The sequence below is a fragment of the Staphylococcus simulans genome (genome assembly GCF_003043455.1).
Classification (GTDB): Bacteria; Bacillota; Bacilli; order Staphylococcales; family Staphylococcaceae; genus Staphylococcus; species Staphylococcus simulans_A.
This window is the reverse complement of record NZ_PZGG01000058.1, coordinates 1-14,215: the sequence shown is the minus strand read 5'-3', so window position 1 is coordinate 14,215 and position 14,215 is coordinate 1. Positions and strand designations below refer to the sequence as shown.

The 14,215-nt window shown below is 37.0% G+C and carries 17 protein-coding genes; 10 read left to right on the top strand and 7 right to left on the bottom strand.

Annotated elements, in window-relative coordinates; translation table 11 throughout:
- Positions 1-138: 138 nt before the first annotated feature.
- Positions 139-1,065, top strand: coding sequence for an iron-hydroxamate ABC transporter substrate-binding protein (locus tag BU038_RS09920; RefSeq protein WP_107605900.1), 927 nt, complete (start codon positions 139-141; stop codon positions 1,063-1,065).
- Positions 1,066-1,119: 54 nt separating this feature from the next.
- On the opposite strand, the gene yut is transcribed toward BU038_RS09920, so the two are convergent.
- Positions 1,120-2,049, bottom strand: coding sequence for an urea transporter (gene yut, locus BU038_RS09915; RefSeq protein ID WP_107605899.1), 930 nt, complete (start codon positions 2,047-2,049; stop codon positions 1,120-1,122).
- A gap of 296 nt (positions 2,050-2,345) precedes the next feature.
- Here yut and BU038_RS09910 point away from each other — a divergent pair, with 296 nt between their 5' ends.
- From BU038_RS09910 to BU038_RS09880, 7 genes are read left to right on the top strand one after another with little or no spacing between them, the layout of a single operon-like run.
- Complete coding sequence (locus BU038_RS09910; RefSeq protein WP_107605898.1) at positions 2,346-2,648, top strand: urease subunit gamma; 303 nt, start codon at positions 2,346-2,348, stop codon at positions 2,646-2,648.
- 16 nt (positions 2,649-2,664) lie between these two features.
- Complete coding sequence (locus BU038_RS09905) at positions 2,665-3,078, top strand: urease subunit beta (RefSeq protein WP_107605897.1); 414 nt, start codon at positions 2,665-2,667, stop codon at positions 3,076-3,078.
- Positions 3,075-4,790, top strand: a complete 1,716-nt coding sequence (ureC, locus tag BU038_RS09900) for an urease subunit alpha (protein WP_107605896.1) — start codon at positions 3,075-3,077, stop codon at positions 4,788-4,790. Before BU038_RS09905 ends, ureC begins: the two co-directional genes overlap by 4 nt.
- A 13-nt stretch (positions 4,791-4,803) precedes the next feature.
- Positions 4,804-5,256, top strand: a complete 453-nt coding sequence (gene ureE / locus BU038_RS09895) for an urease accessory protein UreE (RefSeq protein ID WP_002479622.1) — start codon at positions 4,804-4,806, stop codon at positions 5,254-5,256.
- On the top strand, positions 5,249-5,938 hold the full coding sequence (locus BU038_RS09890) for an urease accessory protein UreF (protein ID WP_107605895.1): 690 nt from the start codon (positions 5,249-5,251) through the stop codon (positions 5,936-5,938). Before ureE ends, BU038_RS09890 begins: the two co-directional genes overlap by 8 nt.
- A gap of 12 nt (positions 5,939-5,950) precedes the next feature.
- Positions 5,951-6,565, top strand: coding sequence for an urease accessory protein UreG (gene ureG / locus BU038_RS09885; RefSeq protein ID WP_002479624.1), 615 nt, complete (start codon positions 5,951-5,953; stop codon positions 6,563-6,565).
- Positions 6,565-7,404, top strand: coding sequence for an urease accessory protein UreD (locus BU038_RS09880; protein WP_107605894.1), 840 nt, complete (start codon positions 6,565-6,567; stop codon positions 7,402-7,404). The genes ureG and BU038_RS09880 overlap by 1 nt, the downstream gene beginning before the upstream one ends.
- A 95-nt stretch (positions 7,405-7,499) precedes the next feature.
- On the opposite strand, the gene BU038_RS09875 is transcribed toward BU038_RS09880, so the two are convergent.
- Both BU038_RS09875 and BU038_RS09870 read right to left on the bottom strand, forming a co-directional pair.
- Positions 7,500-8,354: a patatin-like phospholipase family protein gene (locus tag BU038_RS09875; RefSeq protein WP_107605893.1), complete on the bottom strand. Its 855-nt coding sequence runs from the start codon at positions 8,352-8,354 to the stop codon at positions 7,500-7,502.
- A 36-nt stretch (positions 8,355-8,390) separates the two neighbouring features.
- Positions 8,391-8,867 (bottom strand): TspO/MBR family protein, encoded by a 477-nt coding sequence (locus tag BU038_RS09870; protein ID WP_107605892.1) that lies wholly within the window; start codon positions 8,865-8,867, stop codon positions 8,391-8,393.
- Positions 8,868-9,033: 166 nt separating this feature from the next.
- Here BU038_RS09870 and BU038_RS09865 point away from each other — a divergent pair, with 166 nt between their 5' ends.
- Positions 9,034-9,459 carry a very short patch repair endonuclease gene (locus tag BU038_RS09865; RefSeq protein WP_107605891.1) on the top strand — a complete coding sequence of 142 codons (426 nt, stop codon included), beginning with the start codon at positions 9,034-9,036 and terminating at the stop codon, positions 9,457-9,459.
- Between the two features lie 93 nt (positions 9,460-9,552).
- Here BU038_RS09865 and BU038_RS12840 read toward each other — a convergent pair whose 3' ends face one another.
- Together BU038_RS12840 and BU038_RS12755 are read right to left on the bottom strand one after the other, a co-directional pair.
- The gene (locus tag BU038_RS12840) at positions 9,553-9,780 is read right to left on the bottom strand and encodes a transcriptional regulator, SarA/Rot family (protein WP_428843599.1); all 228 of its coding nucleotides are present in this window, start codon (positions 9,778-9,780) and stop codon (positions 9,553-9,555) included.
- Positions 9,781-9,909 carry a hypothetical protein gene (locus BU038_RS12755; RefSeq protein WP_275114973.1) on the bottom strand — a complete coding sequence of 43 codons (129 nt, stop codon included), beginning with the start codon at positions 9,907-9,909 and terminating at the stop codon, positions 9,781-9,783.
- A gap of 335 nt (positions 9,910-10,244) precedes the next feature.
- On the opposite strand from BU038_RS12755, the gene BU038_RS09855 reads away from it, so the two are divergent.
- Positions 10,245-12,506: an ATP-binding cassette domain-containing protein gene (locus BU038_RS09855; protein ID WP_199219708.1), complete on the top strand. Its 2,262-nt coding sequence runs from the start codon at positions 10,245-10,247 to the stop codon at positions 12,504-12,506.
- 60 nt (positions 12,507-12,566) lie between these two features.
- Here BU038_RS09855 and BU038_RS09850 read toward each other — a convergent pair whose 3' ends face one another.
- Together BU038_RS09850 and BU038_RS09845 are read right to left on the bottom strand one after the other, a co-directional pair.
- Positions 12,567-12,923 carry a DoxX family protein gene (locus BU038_RS09850; RefSeq protein ID WP_023015013.1) on the bottom strand — a complete coding sequence of 119 codons (357 nt, stop codon included), beginning with the start codon at positions 12,921-12,923 and terminating at the stop codon, positions 12,567-12,569.
- 13 nt (positions 12,924-12,936) lie between these two features.
- On the bottom strand, positions 12,937-13,989 hold the full coding sequence (locus tag BU038_RS09845; RefSeq protein ID WP_107605890.1) for an LLM class flavin-dependent oxidoreductase: 1,053 nt from the start codon (positions 13,987-13,989) through the stop codon (positions 12,937-12,939).
- Positions 13,990-14,215 lie beyond the last annotated feature (226 nt).

Genomic DNA, 14,215 nt, shown 5'->3' with positions numbered 1-14,215 from the left:
ACATAGTGTTTTTTCGTCTCAAACAAATAATAAAAGCAAATTTATTTCGAAATATATATTGTGCTTTTCGCAAATACCCTTTATAATTTTGAATAACGCTAAACGATAATCGTTTTCAATTAGGAGGAAGGTAAAAAGATGAAGAAATTACTCATCCCGCTGATTGTGTTAGTTCTTGTGCTTGCAGCATGCGGCAAACAATCAAGTGATCAAAAAGACTCAAAAAAAGAAACACGTTCATATACAATGGATAACGGTAAGAAAGTAGATATTCCGAAAGAACCTAAACGTATTGCAGTTGTGGCACCTACATACGCTGGCGGTATTAAAAAATTAGGCGGTAACGTTGTGGCAGTCAACAGCCAAGTAGACGATAGCCCAATATTAAAAGAAAAATTTAAAGGCGTTGAAAAAATCGGCGCGACTGGCAGTGAAGATGTAGAAAAAGTTATCAAACAAAAGCCAGATTTAATCATTGTTTATTCAACAGATAAAAACATCAAGAAATATCAAAAAGCAGCACCTACTGTTGTTTTCGACTATGCTAAACATAAATACCTAGATCAACAAATTGAATTAGGTAAATTGTTAGGTAAAGAAGACGAAGCTAAAAAATGGGCTGACAATTGGAAAAAAGAAACTAAAAAAGATGGTAAAGACATCCAAGATAAAATTGGTAAAGATTCAACTGTTTCATTGTTAGATGAATTCGATAAAAAACTTTATACGTACGGTCCTAACTGGGGTCGCGGCGGTGAAGTGATTTATCAAGCATTTGGATTAAAAATGCCTGAAAAACAAAAAGAATTAGTTAAAAAAGATGGCTGGGCAGAAATCAAACAAGAGAAAATTCCTGAATATGCAGGCGATTATATTGTTTCAACACGTGCCGGCAAAGCTGAACCCGCTTACACACAAACAAACCTATGGAAAAACCTTCCAGCAGTTAAAGAAGGTCATGTCCTTAAAGTAGATGCGAAAACATATTGGTTCAACGACCCTTACACATTAGAATTTATGCGTAAAGATTTAAAAGAAAAATTTGAACAAGCATCTTCTAAATAATAAATAAAAACGGCTTACACAGTGAATAAATTGTGTAAGCCGTTTTTTATATAATTACTTATTTTCAGTTTCACCTTCAACAGGCATAACATTGGGCTTTCCTGCCATTAACATCAACCATGTTGCGACGATAAACGGTAATGTGAACACTGGCAAGCCGAATGGTTTTAACCAAGTCACTAAACCTGCATGTACAACTACTGTGATAAAAATACCGAACAACATACTTAAGTATTTGTTGAACACAGATGTTTCTTTAAATGTAACACCTAAAGCTAAGATCACTAAAATGACGTTATAACCATATAAGCCTGTGTTGATATCATCATGGTTCGCACCAAATAACATCACCACAAAAACCCCGATAATATTAGCGACGACAGAGAAGAGGCCTGCACGTTTAGAAGCGATAAAGATACCAATCAATATCAATAAGCCCCCTACTGTACTTTTCACTAAGAAAATTTCACTAAAGCCATCTAAGAATGTCATCACGCCATTGATTGCATGATGTGAAAATGTAATTTCACGAACAGTTGATGGTAAAATATTAACCCCCGCATTGACATGTTCGAATTGGAAGGACATAAATAAAAACATCCAACTGATAAAAACATAAGGCATGGTCAACATCGGTAAATCAAATCGTGATAATAAATGACGAAAAGCGGCACCAAGCGGTAACGTCAATACAACCGCAAGTGCTGTCATACCGATACCTTTAAGGTCTGGCACTAAGAAAATAGTTAAAGCTACCCCTGTCAGCACGGGGTTAAAACCAGCCAACCCCTCTCTGATTTCTGCTTTGGAATAATTTGTATAAGGTGCCAACACATAAGCAATCAAACTAGAAAGCAATGCTGCTAACCCTACTTTCCAATCGGCTACAAATAAACCTGCTAAAATAAATAGCCCTGTCCAAGCATTATTCAATAATAACACTTGTGAGATATTCTTTAATACAACGTCGACTAATTGACGCATCGATCCTTCACCTGATTTCTCAAAATTTATAAACAGTTATAATTTTAACAAAATAGGATAGTGAACAAAACCAATTGCTCTCTATTTATAAATTTTTAAGATTAAAATACAACGTTTGTTTGAAAAAGTACCAAAAATGGTAAAACTCCTTTAGGTTAATTAAAGTGTATATTAAGGCCCTAACTTGTTAATTTGCAATTATATTTGACGCCACTAATATATATTTCTTGTATATCGACAAGTCGAGTCTTACAATGGATTAGTATTATTTAACATATATGAAAGAAGGGATTACTTTGCATTTTACTCAACGTGAACAGGACAAACTGATGTTAGTCGTTGCAAATGATTTAGCGCGTCGACGTCAAAAACGCGGTTTAAAATTAAACTACCCTGAAGCAGTAGCTATCATCAGTTATGAAATGTTAGAAGGTGCAAGAGATGGTAAGAGTGTTGCCGACCTTATGAGTTACGGCAGACAAATTTTAAATAAGGATGATGTAATGGAAGGTGTAGCAGACATGATTACAGACCTCGAAGTTGAAGCTACCTTCCCTGATGGTACGAAATTAATTACAATACATCATCCAATTGTTTAAAGGGGGATTATAAATTATGAAACCTGGTGAAATTATAGTAAAACGTACTGAAATCGAAATTAATAAAGGTACCGATTCTACTGAAACAGTAATTGTTGTTAAAAATATAGGAGATCGCCCTATTCAAGTCGGCTCTCACTATCATTTTTTTGAAGTAAATGATGGTCTAAAATTTGATAGAGAAAAAGCATATGGCAAACATTTAGATATTCCAGCAGGTGCAGCTGTACGCTTTGAACCTGGGGATGAAAAGAAAGTACAACTTGTGGAATATAATGGTAATCGTCGTATTTACGGTTTCCGCGGAATGGTCAATGGGCCGATTGATGAAGATCGTGTCTTCCGAGTAGACGATAATCATCCGAACGCTGGTATTAAAGACGACGAAGGAATGAAAAATGCGAATAAAGAAAGTGGGTATGATCGATGAGCTTTAAAATGACGCAATCTCAATATACAAGTTTATATGGTCCGACTGTCGGAGATTCTATTCGATTAGGCGACACAAACTTGTTTGCACGAGTAGAGAAAGACTATGCGACATATGGGGATGAAGCTACTTTCGGCGGCGGTAAATCCGTTCGTGACGGTATGGCACAAAACCCTAATGTTACACGTGATGACCGCAATGTTGCAGATACAGTCATCACTAACGCAGTTATTATTGACTACGATAAAGTATACAAAGCCGATATCGGAATTAAAAACGGCTATATCATGAGATATGGTAAAGCTGGCAACCCTGATATTATGGACAACGTTAACATTATTATCGGTGCGAACACTGATATCATTTCTGCCGAAGGTAAAATTGTGACTGCAGGCGGTATTGATACACACGTTCACTTTGTAAACCCTGAACAATCATGGGTAGCACTTGAAAGTGGTGTCACAACGCATATCGGTGGCGGTACTGGTGCTTCTGAAGGTTCTAAAGCAACAACTGTTGCACCTGGCCCTTGGCATTTACACCGTATGTTAGAAGCAGCTGAAGCTTTACCAATCAACGTTGGCTTTACTGGTAAAGGCCAAGCACATAACAATACAGCATTAATTGAACAAATCCACGCTGGCGCAATCGGCTTGAAAGTCCATGAGGACTGGGGAGCAACACCTTCTGCGTTAGATCATGCATTAGAAGTAGCAGATGATTATGATGTACAAATCGCATTACACGCAGATACGTTGAATGAAGCGGGCTTCATGGAAGATACGATGAAAGCCATCAAAGACCGTGTCATTCACATGTACCACACTGAAGGTGCTGGTGGCGGACATGCGCCTGACTTAATCAAATCAGCAAGCTATCCTAATGTCCTTCCATCATCTACTAACCCAACACTACCTTATACAACGAATACAATTGATGAACATTTAGATATGGTTATGATTACACACCACTTGAACGCTTCTATTCCTGAAGACGTGGCGTTCGCTGATTCACGTATCCGTAAAGAAACAATTGCGGCAGAAGACGTATTACAAGATATGGGTGTATTCAGTATGGTCAGCTCTGACTCACAAGCAATGGGACGTGTCGGTGAAGTTATTACACGTACATGGCAAGTCGCACACCGTATGAAAGAACAACGCGGTTATTTAGATGGTGACTCAGAATACAATGACAACAACCGTATCAAACGCTATATCGCAAAATACACAATCAACCCTGCTATTACACATGGTATCTCTGAATATGTGGGTTCAATTGAACCTGGCAAACTAGCTGATATCGTAATGTGGGAACCTGCATTCTTCGGTGTAAAACCTGATGTAGTACTTAAAGGCGGTATGATCAGTACAGCAATCAACGGTGACGCAAATGGTTCAATTCCAATCTCAGAACCACTTAAATTCCGTAAAATGTATGGTCAACTAGGCGGTAACATTACTGGTACAAACATGACATTCGTGTCAAACATTGCTTATATGAACGATATCCAACGTCAATTGAACTTGCACCGTTTGATTCGTCCAGTTAAAAATTGCCGTAAAATCAGTAAATCTGATATGAAGAACAACACAGCAACACCAAAATTAGATGTAGATCCACAAACGTATGAAGTGTTTGTAGATGGCGAAAAAATCACAAGCGAACCTGCTAAAGAGTTGCCATTAACACAACGTTACTTCTTATTCTAGGAGGCAAGCTTTCATGATAGTTGAAGAAATTCTTGGCAACATTGCCAATTTATCACCTGAAGAAAAACAAAAACACACTGAAAAAGTGTATCTAGAAAACTCTGATTTAGTTAAACGCATCCAACGTGTCAAAACTGACCACGGCAATGAAATCGGAATCCGCTTAAAAAACCCTGTAGACTTGCAGTATGGTGATATCTTATATGAAGACGACAACAACCGTATCGTTGTTGACGTTAATTCTGAAGATATTTTAGTTATCAAACCACGTTCACTGCAAGAAATGGGAGATATTGCCCATCAACTTGGTAACCGTCATTTACCTGCACAATTCACAGAAAGTGAAATGTTGGTTCAATACGATTATTTAGTTGAAGATTTATTAAAATCGTTAGGTATCCCCCACTCACGTGAGGATCGCAAAGTGAACAAAGCCTTCCGTCACATAGGACATTCACATGATTGATCATGCGTCTTTACGCTTGTTTCAATTTTGCGATTCACAATTCCCTACAGGTGCTTTCAGCCATTCATTCGGATTAGAAACATATATTCAAAGAGGGACTGTTCATGATGAGCAGTCCTTCCAAGAATGGTTGAAACTCTTTTTAAGTGAACAACTCACATATGCGGATGGATTAGCGATGCGCTTCGTATATGAAGCACTGAATCAGAATGATGAAAAAAGAGTATTAGAACTAGATCGTTTATTATTTGTTCAAAACATGCCGAGAGAAACACGTGTTGGTACCAAACAAATGGGAACACGTATGGTAAAACTTGCTGATGAACTTTACGACAGTGAATGGATTCATTGGTATCACGAACAATATCAAGCAAAGCAAGCTAAATTGCATCCAGCGATTTGTTTTACAATGCTTGGTCATTATCTCGGTGTCGATATTGAAATGATTATAGATTATTATTTATATCAAAACGTTTCATCTTTAACTCAAAATGCGGTCAGAGCGATTCCATTAGGACAAACTGCAGGTCAACGTATTGTGACGCAGATGATTCCTTTTATGAAACAAACGCATGACCATATTTTTGAACTTAAAGCATCTGAATTCGGCATCACTGCACCAGGACTTGAAATCAATCAAATGGAACATGAAAAAGTGAATGTACGAATCTTTATTTCCTAGGAGGCAAGATTTATGACTCAACCTATTAAAATCGGAGTCGGCGGCCCTGTAGGCGCAGGTAAAACCGAACTTGTAGAAAAAGTAGTAAAACACCTTTCTAAAGAGTTAAGCATCGGTGTTATTACAAATGATATTTACACAAAAGAAGACGAAAAAATTCTAGTGAATTCTGGCGTACTTCCTGCAGACCGTATCATCGGAGTAGAAACTGGCGGTTGCCCACACACAGCAATTCGTGAAGATGCTTCAATGAACTTCGCAGCAATTGATGAATTAGTAGAACGTCATGAAGATATTGAATTGATTTTCGTAGAATCAGGCGGCGACAACTTAGCTGCGACATTCAGTCCAGAACTTGTAGATTTCTCAATTTATATTATCGATGTTGCACAAGGTGAAAAAATCCCACGTAAAGGCGGACAAGGTATGATTAAATCTGATTTCTTCATCATCAACAAAACAGATTTAGCACCTTATGTCGGCGCATCTTTAGACCAAATGGCTGAAGATACACGTACTTTCCGTGGCGATCGTCCATTCACATTCACTAACCTTAAAACAGAAGAAGGTTTGGATAATGTGATTAATTGGATTGAACGTGATGTGCTGCTTAAAGGACTAGAGTAATGTCTGAAGAAAAGAAATGGACAGGACAGTTAGATATCACCGTCTTTAATGACGGTGAACGTTCTGTAGCCCGCGATATCTTTTTTGAACAAGCATTAAAAGTGATCCGCCCTATTTATTTAAATGGCTCAAATATCCCGACATTCTATATCGTCAACGTCGGCGGCGGCTATTTAGATGGAGACCGTTATCGCTTAAATGTCAAAGTGAAAGAAAATGCGGCAACCACCCTCACATCGCAAGGTGCAACTAAAATCTACAAAACATTGAAAGATCATGTTGAACAATACCAAACGTTCACGATTGAAGATAACGCTTATATGGAATATGTAGGCGATCCGATTATAGCTTATAAAGACGCAAAATTTTATCAGCATAACCAATATCATCTGGCTAAAACCGGCGCAATGTTTTATACCGATATTTTAACGCCAGGTTACTCTCCAGATGAGGCACACTTTACGTATGACTATCTTCACCTGCTTAACGAAATTTTTGTTGATGGTGAATTAGTAGTCTACGATAACTTGTTGTTGGACCCAAATAAAAATCGTGTAGATGCTTTAGGATATATGGAAGGTTATTCTCATCTCGGTTCTTGTTATTTCATCCATCCGGATGCGAACAAAGAAACGGTTGAAGAACTCTATGAGATTATGGCACCTTATGCGAAACAAGAAGATTGCAGAATCGGTATTACTGAACTTGCGACACATGGAATCAGTATTCGTATTCTTGCACATCAAACAGATTTAATTATTGATATTCTTAATGACGTACAACAACAACTTGTTAGAAAGAACTATGATAGAGATGTAGATTTCTTAAGAAAATATTAACAGCAATCCAGGTTTACACCTGATTGCATAGTAAAGGACGGTTATCAAAAGTTGAATAACCGTCCTTTTTACATGCTTGATTTTATGAGTTCATCTTAATTCCAAAACGCTTTGAGACGTTCTGCTTCTTCATGCCCTTGTTGACGTGCCGCTTCAGCAACTTCTTTACGCAGTGCACCATTCATCGTATTATAATCATATTTTTCTAAAATACTCATTACCGTTTTATCCGGTTTAACTGTATAGACCTTTTGACCTCGTTCCTGCATATGTTCTACTAAATCAGATAATGCATACGGTGTTTTCACTGGCAGATTCGCAGCTAACACAACAACTTTATCCGCTTCACTGACATCTGGATTATCCATTGAATAAGAACCGCCATCATAATAGTGTTTATCATGTAGTTGAATCGTCGGATAAGCACCTTGGAATGCACCGCTTGCCGCAATGGCTTTAACTAAAGGTACATCTGAATCTTGATCAAATACGCGACGTTGGTTCGTTTCTACTTCGGTTACTACGATTTTTATTTTAGGAGTCCAACCCGCAACAGCGTTTCCTAAGCTATTACGTATCATATTTAAACGTTCAGTCTCAGGCAACTCTACCTTAGGATGCATAGCCATCTGACTCATACCGTCAATCCATTCTTCTACCGTACGCGCATTTTTCTCTAATTGATCAAATTGCGCAAAGATATCGGCTAAATCATCATCCGTCAATGGATTTTCAGCTTCTCTTTGATAATTTAGTTGTTCTTCCCATATTGTTTCCCAGTCTGCTTCTGATGCGAGCACTGTACCTACTTGTGCACCTGCAGAGGTTCCGACAAATTCATCGGCATTTCTCAAGTCCACTCCTTTTTCAGCTAAACCTCTTAAATAACCGATTTCCCACGCCATGCCGAACTGTCCGCCGGCACCTAATATTACTGATGTTGTTGCCATATGATTCACTTCCTTCTGCTTTTATTATGACACTAATTATTGATCTTTGTTTAAAATCCAGCTTCCTGTCGCAAGATAGCTCGCAAATGCACACCATAATGCATAAGGTACCATTAATAAACCGCTGCGTTTATCTGTTTTATAGAAATTCACTGCTGTGACGACAACAGACGCAAATAAAGCGTAGCTTTCAATCATTGCTGGTCCACGCAATTTATATTTGAAATACAATACAGACCATAAGAAATTCAAACCAAGTTGCGTATAATGTGAAATCGGTACAGATTTATCCTTGCTTGCGTTACGTGCAATCATATAAGCGACACCCATTGAGAAATATAAGCCTGTCCAAACAATCGGATACGTAATACCGGGCGGTGAAAATGGTGGGTTCTTCTCTTTTTGATAAACTTGGCGTGCATTGTTTGTCGCATATTTCGCTACTAATGTGCCCCCTACTGTCGGTGTTATCAAATGTACAATATCTCTCAATACTTTGAATGGTTGTTTCAAACTATCCCTTCCTTTGATTTCATATAATTATTTTCTTTACTTTATTCATCTACCCTTTAGAAAAAGTATTAAATATATTGGTTGTGCTACTCCCCTATCATCTGCTTGATGCTGCATAACAATAGGCTTTTATGGGAATATAATAATTAAGATGAGGTGAATAGATATGGCAGAATCTAAAGCGTATCGTTCTAAGATGATGTCTAAAATTAAAGGAACAGGCGGCAAAGCTGAAACACAACTGGCGAAAGCTTTATGGCATCAAGGTGTCCGCTATTTTAAAAATTATAAAAAATTACCCGGCACACCGGATATCGCCATCACTAAATATAACGTCATGGTATTTGTAGATGGCGAATTCTGGCATGGTTATGATTGGGAAAATGTTAAACAAAAGAGAATTCACACGAATCGTTCCTATTGGATACCGAAATTAGAACGTAATATGGAAAGAGATCGAGAAGTGAATCAAAAATTAGAAGAAATGGGCTACACTGTCTTACGTTTTTGGGAGAAGCATGAAGTATTTAAAGATATGGATGCTTGTGTCCAACGAGTATTAGATGCGATTGAAGAAAATAAGCAAAAATAAAAAAGTGAGCTATCGCTATGAATAACTCACTTTTTTATTACTAATTTTTTGTGCCTGTTGAAATAATCTTAAATTCCCCAACTTCTCCTATGATTAAAATACTTTGCTGACCGCTTTACAAAGAGCCTCGATTTCCTTTCTTTGCTCTGGATCAACTACTAAAATCACGGTTCTTTCATCATGTTTATTTCTTTTTTTAGTTAAGAGTTTACGCTCTTTAAGCTTTTGAATCGCTTTAGAAATAAAGTATGGTTTTAAGTTGGAAAGTTGAATGATTTCTTTTACATTGAACTCTGTACGTTCTTTTTCACTGCTGTGAATTTAGTTTAAAATAAAGAGTTCTTCAAAAGTGATTTGAAACTCACTTTTAATTGTAGCACTGACCTCTCTTACTTTTTGTGCTACAGTTACGAATTTTGATAAATCATTGATTATGTTTTTATTGTTCATAAGTGAAATTCACTCCTTCTTGATGTTTTTCGAAGATGTTTAGTGAATTTTTCTGATAATTTCAAGCAAGCCCCTTCATAAACTAATTTTATTACAACTCCCATTAAATAACAATCTATTTTTGTTCCTAAAATAATCAAAATAGTAAACGTCATATTGTTGAAATCAGTCATGACGATTGTAAAGTTTTCACTAAGGTTAATTGGTGTAATAGGATGACTGTCTATTAAAAAAATCAAAAGCAATAAAAGTAGTAATAAATGAATATTGGGGAATACAATTAATCAATGTCATAATGAATGTGTATGACATACACAAACAAGGAGGATGAAACGATGAAACAAGATTATATCCGTGTCAAAGGTGCGACACAGAATAATTTAAAATCCATCGATGTAGATATTCCGAAACATTTAATAACTGTATTTACAGGCCGTTCTGGTTCTGGAAAGTCTTCACTCGTTTTTAATACACTTGCAGCTGAATCAGAGCACCTTTTAAACGAAACTTATTCAAGTTACATACAGTTTCATCTTAATCAACAACCTAGACCTAACGTCGATCACATCGACCATTTGCCTGTTGCGATGACAATCAGCCAACAACGTTATAACGGCAACTCTCGTTCAACAGTCGGCACAATTTCAGACATATACGCATCTGTACGTTTATTATGGTCACGTGTGGGCACACCATTTGTAGGCTATTCTGATGTTTTTTCTTTCAACAGCCCATCAGGTATGTGCAAAGAATGTGAAGGTTTAGGATATATTGAATCAATTAATTTAGATGAATTGTTAGATTGGGATAAGTCATTAAATGAAGGTGCTATCGATTTCCCTTCTTTCGGTCCGGATAAAGAAAGAGGTAAATCATATCGCGACAGCGGTTTGTTTGATAATGACAAAAAGTTAAAAGACTTTACCAAAGAAGAACTTGATTTATTTTTATATCAACAGCCGACAAAGCTTAAAAACCCACCGAAAGAATGGAGAAAAACTGCGAAATATGTAGGGTTAATTCCACGTTTCAGCCGTATCTTTTTAGGTGATAAAACTTTTGCGAAAAAACGTTATGCACGCCATTTAAAACACGTGGTAACAACTAAAACATGCCCTGTTTGTGAAGGGCAAAGACTAAATCAAAAGGTATTAAGTTGTAAAATCAACGGCTATAATATTTCTGATTTTACTAAAATGACAATTAAAGAGAATTTGGCTTTTTTAGATCAATTAAATCAACCGACTGCGGAATTTATTATTGCGCCGCTTCGAAAACAACTTGAAGCCTTAGATTTCATCGGATTAAGCTATCTGACACTTGATCGTGTCACAACTACCCTTTCAGGCGGAGAAGCTCAACGTCTTAAATTAATTCGTCATTTAAATAGTCCATTATCTGATTTAGTTTATATTATTGATGAACCAAGTGTTGGTTTGCATCCTGAAGATATACAAAAAATCAATATTATTTTACAATCACTTAAAGAAAAAGGCAATACTGTATTAATTGTTGAACATGATCCTGATGTGATTAAGGAAGCTGACTATGTCATCGACATGGGACCAGGTTCTGGTAAAAACGGCGGTGAAATTACATTTGAAGGTGATTATCATGCATTATTAGAATCTGACACTGCGACAGGTCATGCGTTAAGAAAACATCATCATCTCAAAAAAGAAGTCCGTCAGCCTAAAGGATATTTCCATCTGGGACCGATTACTGAAAACAACTTGAAAGATGTCACGGTTGATTTACCCAAACAAGTCATGACGGTTATGACAGGTGTTGCAGGTTCTGGTAAGAGTACCTTAGTCAAAAAGGGATTTGAAGAGCATGAACACACAATCTTTGTCGATCAAAAAGCTGTTCAAGGTTCAAGTCGTTCTAACTTATTGACTTACTTAGGCGTCTTTGACCAAGTACGTAAATTCTTCAGTCAGCAAACTGGATTAAGTAAAGCCATGTTCAGTTACAATTCTAAAGGTGCATGTCCTAATTGTGGCGGTAAAGGTTACATTAAAACTGAACTTGCCTTTATGGCAGACTTTTCTCAGACTTGTGAAGTGTGTCACGGTAAACGTTATAAACCAGAAGTTTTAGAAGCCAAAGTCGATGGTTACAATATTTCAGATGTTTTGAATTTAACCGTAGATGAAGGATTAGAGTTCTTTAAAGGACATCAAGAAATCGAAGATGCATTAGAATCATTAAGCCAAACCGGATTAAATTATATGTCCCTTGGTCAACCGTTAGATACGTTATCTGGCGGAGAGATTCAACGTGTTAAATTAAGCCAGCATTTAGTTGAACCGACAACTGATTATGTTTATATCTTTGATGAACCGACAACAGGTTTACATGAAGAGGACATTCCCCTCTTACTGAATCGTTTTAATGATTTAATTGAGGCTGGAAATACCGTTATTTTGATTGAACATAACTTATCAATGATGTGTGAAGCAGATTGGCTCATTGATGTCGGCCCAGGTCCTGGTTTAGAAGGAGGTCAAGTATTATTTAGCGGTTTACCGAAAGACTTCCTGCAAACTGATACATTAACTGCGAAACATTTAAAACGTTATATTCAAGCATAATGAAAAGGCTCAACCACAGTTTTGTGATTGAGCCTTTTAAATATTTATAATGATTATTTATTATTTTTTACTGCAAATTGTATCAGCTGAAGATAATGCAGCTAATTTCAATAAGTCAGTTGCGTGTTTAGCGCCTTCTTTACCATGACCAGCTTCGTAGTGTTTATAAGCTGCAACACCTAAAACACCAACTGCTAATAATGAAGCAACATTTGTCATTTTTTTGTTTCCAAAGCTTAGTAAATAGATTAAACCACTTGCTGCCTCTAAAGTTCCTGCAACAGTAACCCATTTAGAATCAAGGCCGAACACGTTTGCGAAAGTATCTTTCATACCTGCGTCACCTTTTAATTTTGGTTCTGAAGCCTGTAATAATTCCTTAGCGATTTTAATATTGTTTAAATAACGTAATAACATAATACAATCTCCTTTATTTATTATTAAAATATTCCTCTACAATAGGTTTTACCCTTTCTCCGTATAATTTAATTGCATGCATTACACGGTCATGCGGCATAGATCCTACTGGGAGGTGAATCATGAAACGATTCAAGTTCAATTCCTCGATTACTTTAATCATTTTCTTTGCGACTGTTTCCGGACTTCCTACAAACATTGCACCTTCATCGCTGATTTCACGTTGGAAATGCGCTTGATCATATGGCGGCCAGTTACGTTCTCTTGCGATAATATCATGTGCGACTTTAGTAGGCGCATAAAATTCACGTTGTGCCGCTTCATCAGTCTCAGCAATATAACCCCAAGAGTGAACTGCGACCGGCATATCTTCTGCGCGATAGCCTCTATTTTCAGCAACTGCACGATAGACTGCAATGTTACGTTTGAAACGTCTAGGATTACCCCCGATAATCGCATAGGTAATCGGTAAACCGAACTCTGCTGCTCTCATAGAAGACTCTGGTGTGCCTCCTGTTGCGAGCCAAATTGGAATTTCCTTTTGCACTGCTCTGGGATATACACCTAAGTTGTTAATTGCTGGACGTAATCCACCTTCCCATTTAACAATCTCATGTTGGTTGATTCGTTTCAATAATTCCAGCTTCTCAATAAACAATTGGTCGTAATCATCAAGGTTGTAACCAAATAACGGGAAAGATTCAATAAACGAACCGCGGCCGACCATAATTTCAGCACGTCCATTAGATACTGCATCCAATGTTGCAAAACGTTCATAGACACGTACTGGATCATCTGATGATAATACCGTTACTGCTGATGAAAGCTTGATACGTTGAGTCGTTGTCGCCGCTGCTGCAAGTACAGTCACAGGATCTGAAACTGCATAATCTGAACGATGATGTTCACCTAATCCATAAACATCCAGACCTACTTCATCAGCAAGTTGGATTTCTTCTACGATGTTTCGAATACGTTCTGCTGCTGTTAATTTCTTTTGAACGCCATTTTCTGTATAAATATCAGTGTTGTCTGCAAAGGATGTCATTCCAATTTCAAGTTTCACTTTTTTCACCTCTTCAGGTATAATTTTTATACTTAAATAATACAGCTGTTTTTTCTTTAAGTCAATACTTTCAACTCAAGCTGAATAAAGAGGTCAAAAACTTCCATTTAATGAAGAAAAGCCTAACTTAACATCAAATTAACAATTAAAGTCTACTCATTGTATTTAATTAGATGACTATCTATTCGACTAAATTTTAAAAAGAAATATCCGTCAGATTAACTAC

Bases quoted from the DNA above. Each gene is read 5' to 3' on its own strand.
- ureG (WP_002479624.1), top strand. From the start codon at position 5,951: ATGACTCAACCTATTAAAATCGGAGTCGGCGGCCCTGTAGGCGCAGGT.
- BU038_RS09920 (WP_107605900.1), top strand. From the start codon at position 139: ATGAAGAAATTACTCATCCCGCTGATTGTGTTAGTTCTTGTGCTTGCA.
- BU038_RS09890 (WP_107605895.1), top strand. From the start codon at position 5,249: ATGATTGATCATGCGTCTTTACGCTTGTTTCAATTTTGCGATTCACAA.
- BU038_RS09855 (WP_199219708.1), top strand. From the start codon at position 10,245: ATGAAACAAGATTATATCCGTGTCAAAGGTGCGACACAGAATAATTTA.
- BU038_RS09905 (WP_107605897.1), top strand. From the start codon at position 2,665: ATGAAACCTGGTGAAATTATAGTAAAACGTACTGAAATCGAAATTAAT.
- BU038_RS09865 (WP_107605891.1), top strand. From the start codon at position 9,034: ATGGCAGAATCTAAAGCGTATCGTTCTAAGATGATGTCTAAAATTAAA.
- BU038_RS09850 (WP_023015013.1), bottom strand. From the start codon at position 12,923: ATGTTATTACGTTATTTAAACAATATTAAAATCGCTAAGGAATTATTA.
- ureC (WP_107605896.1), top strand. From the start codon at position 3,075: ATGAGCTTTAAAATGACGCAATCTCAATATACAAGTTTATATGGTCCG.
- yut (WP_107605899.1), bottom strand. From the start codon at position 2,049: ATGCGTCAATTAGTCGACGTTGTATTAAAGAATATCTCACAAGTGTTA.
- BU038_RS09880 (WP_107605894.1), top strand. From the start codon at position 6,565: ATGTCTGAAGAAAAGAAATGGACAGGACAGTTAGATATCACCGTCTTT.
- ureE (WP_002479622.1), top strand. From the start codon at position 4,804: ATGATAGTTGAAGAAATTCTTGGCAACATTGCCAATTTATCACCTGAA.
- BU038_RS12755 (WP_275114973.1), bottom strand. From the start codon at position 9,909: ATGAACAATAAAAACATAATCAATGATTTATCAAAATTCGTAACTGTA.
- BU038_RS09875 (WP_107605893.1), bottom strand. From the start codon at position 8,354: ATGGCAACAACATCAGTAATATTAGGTGCCGGCGGACAGTTCGGCATG.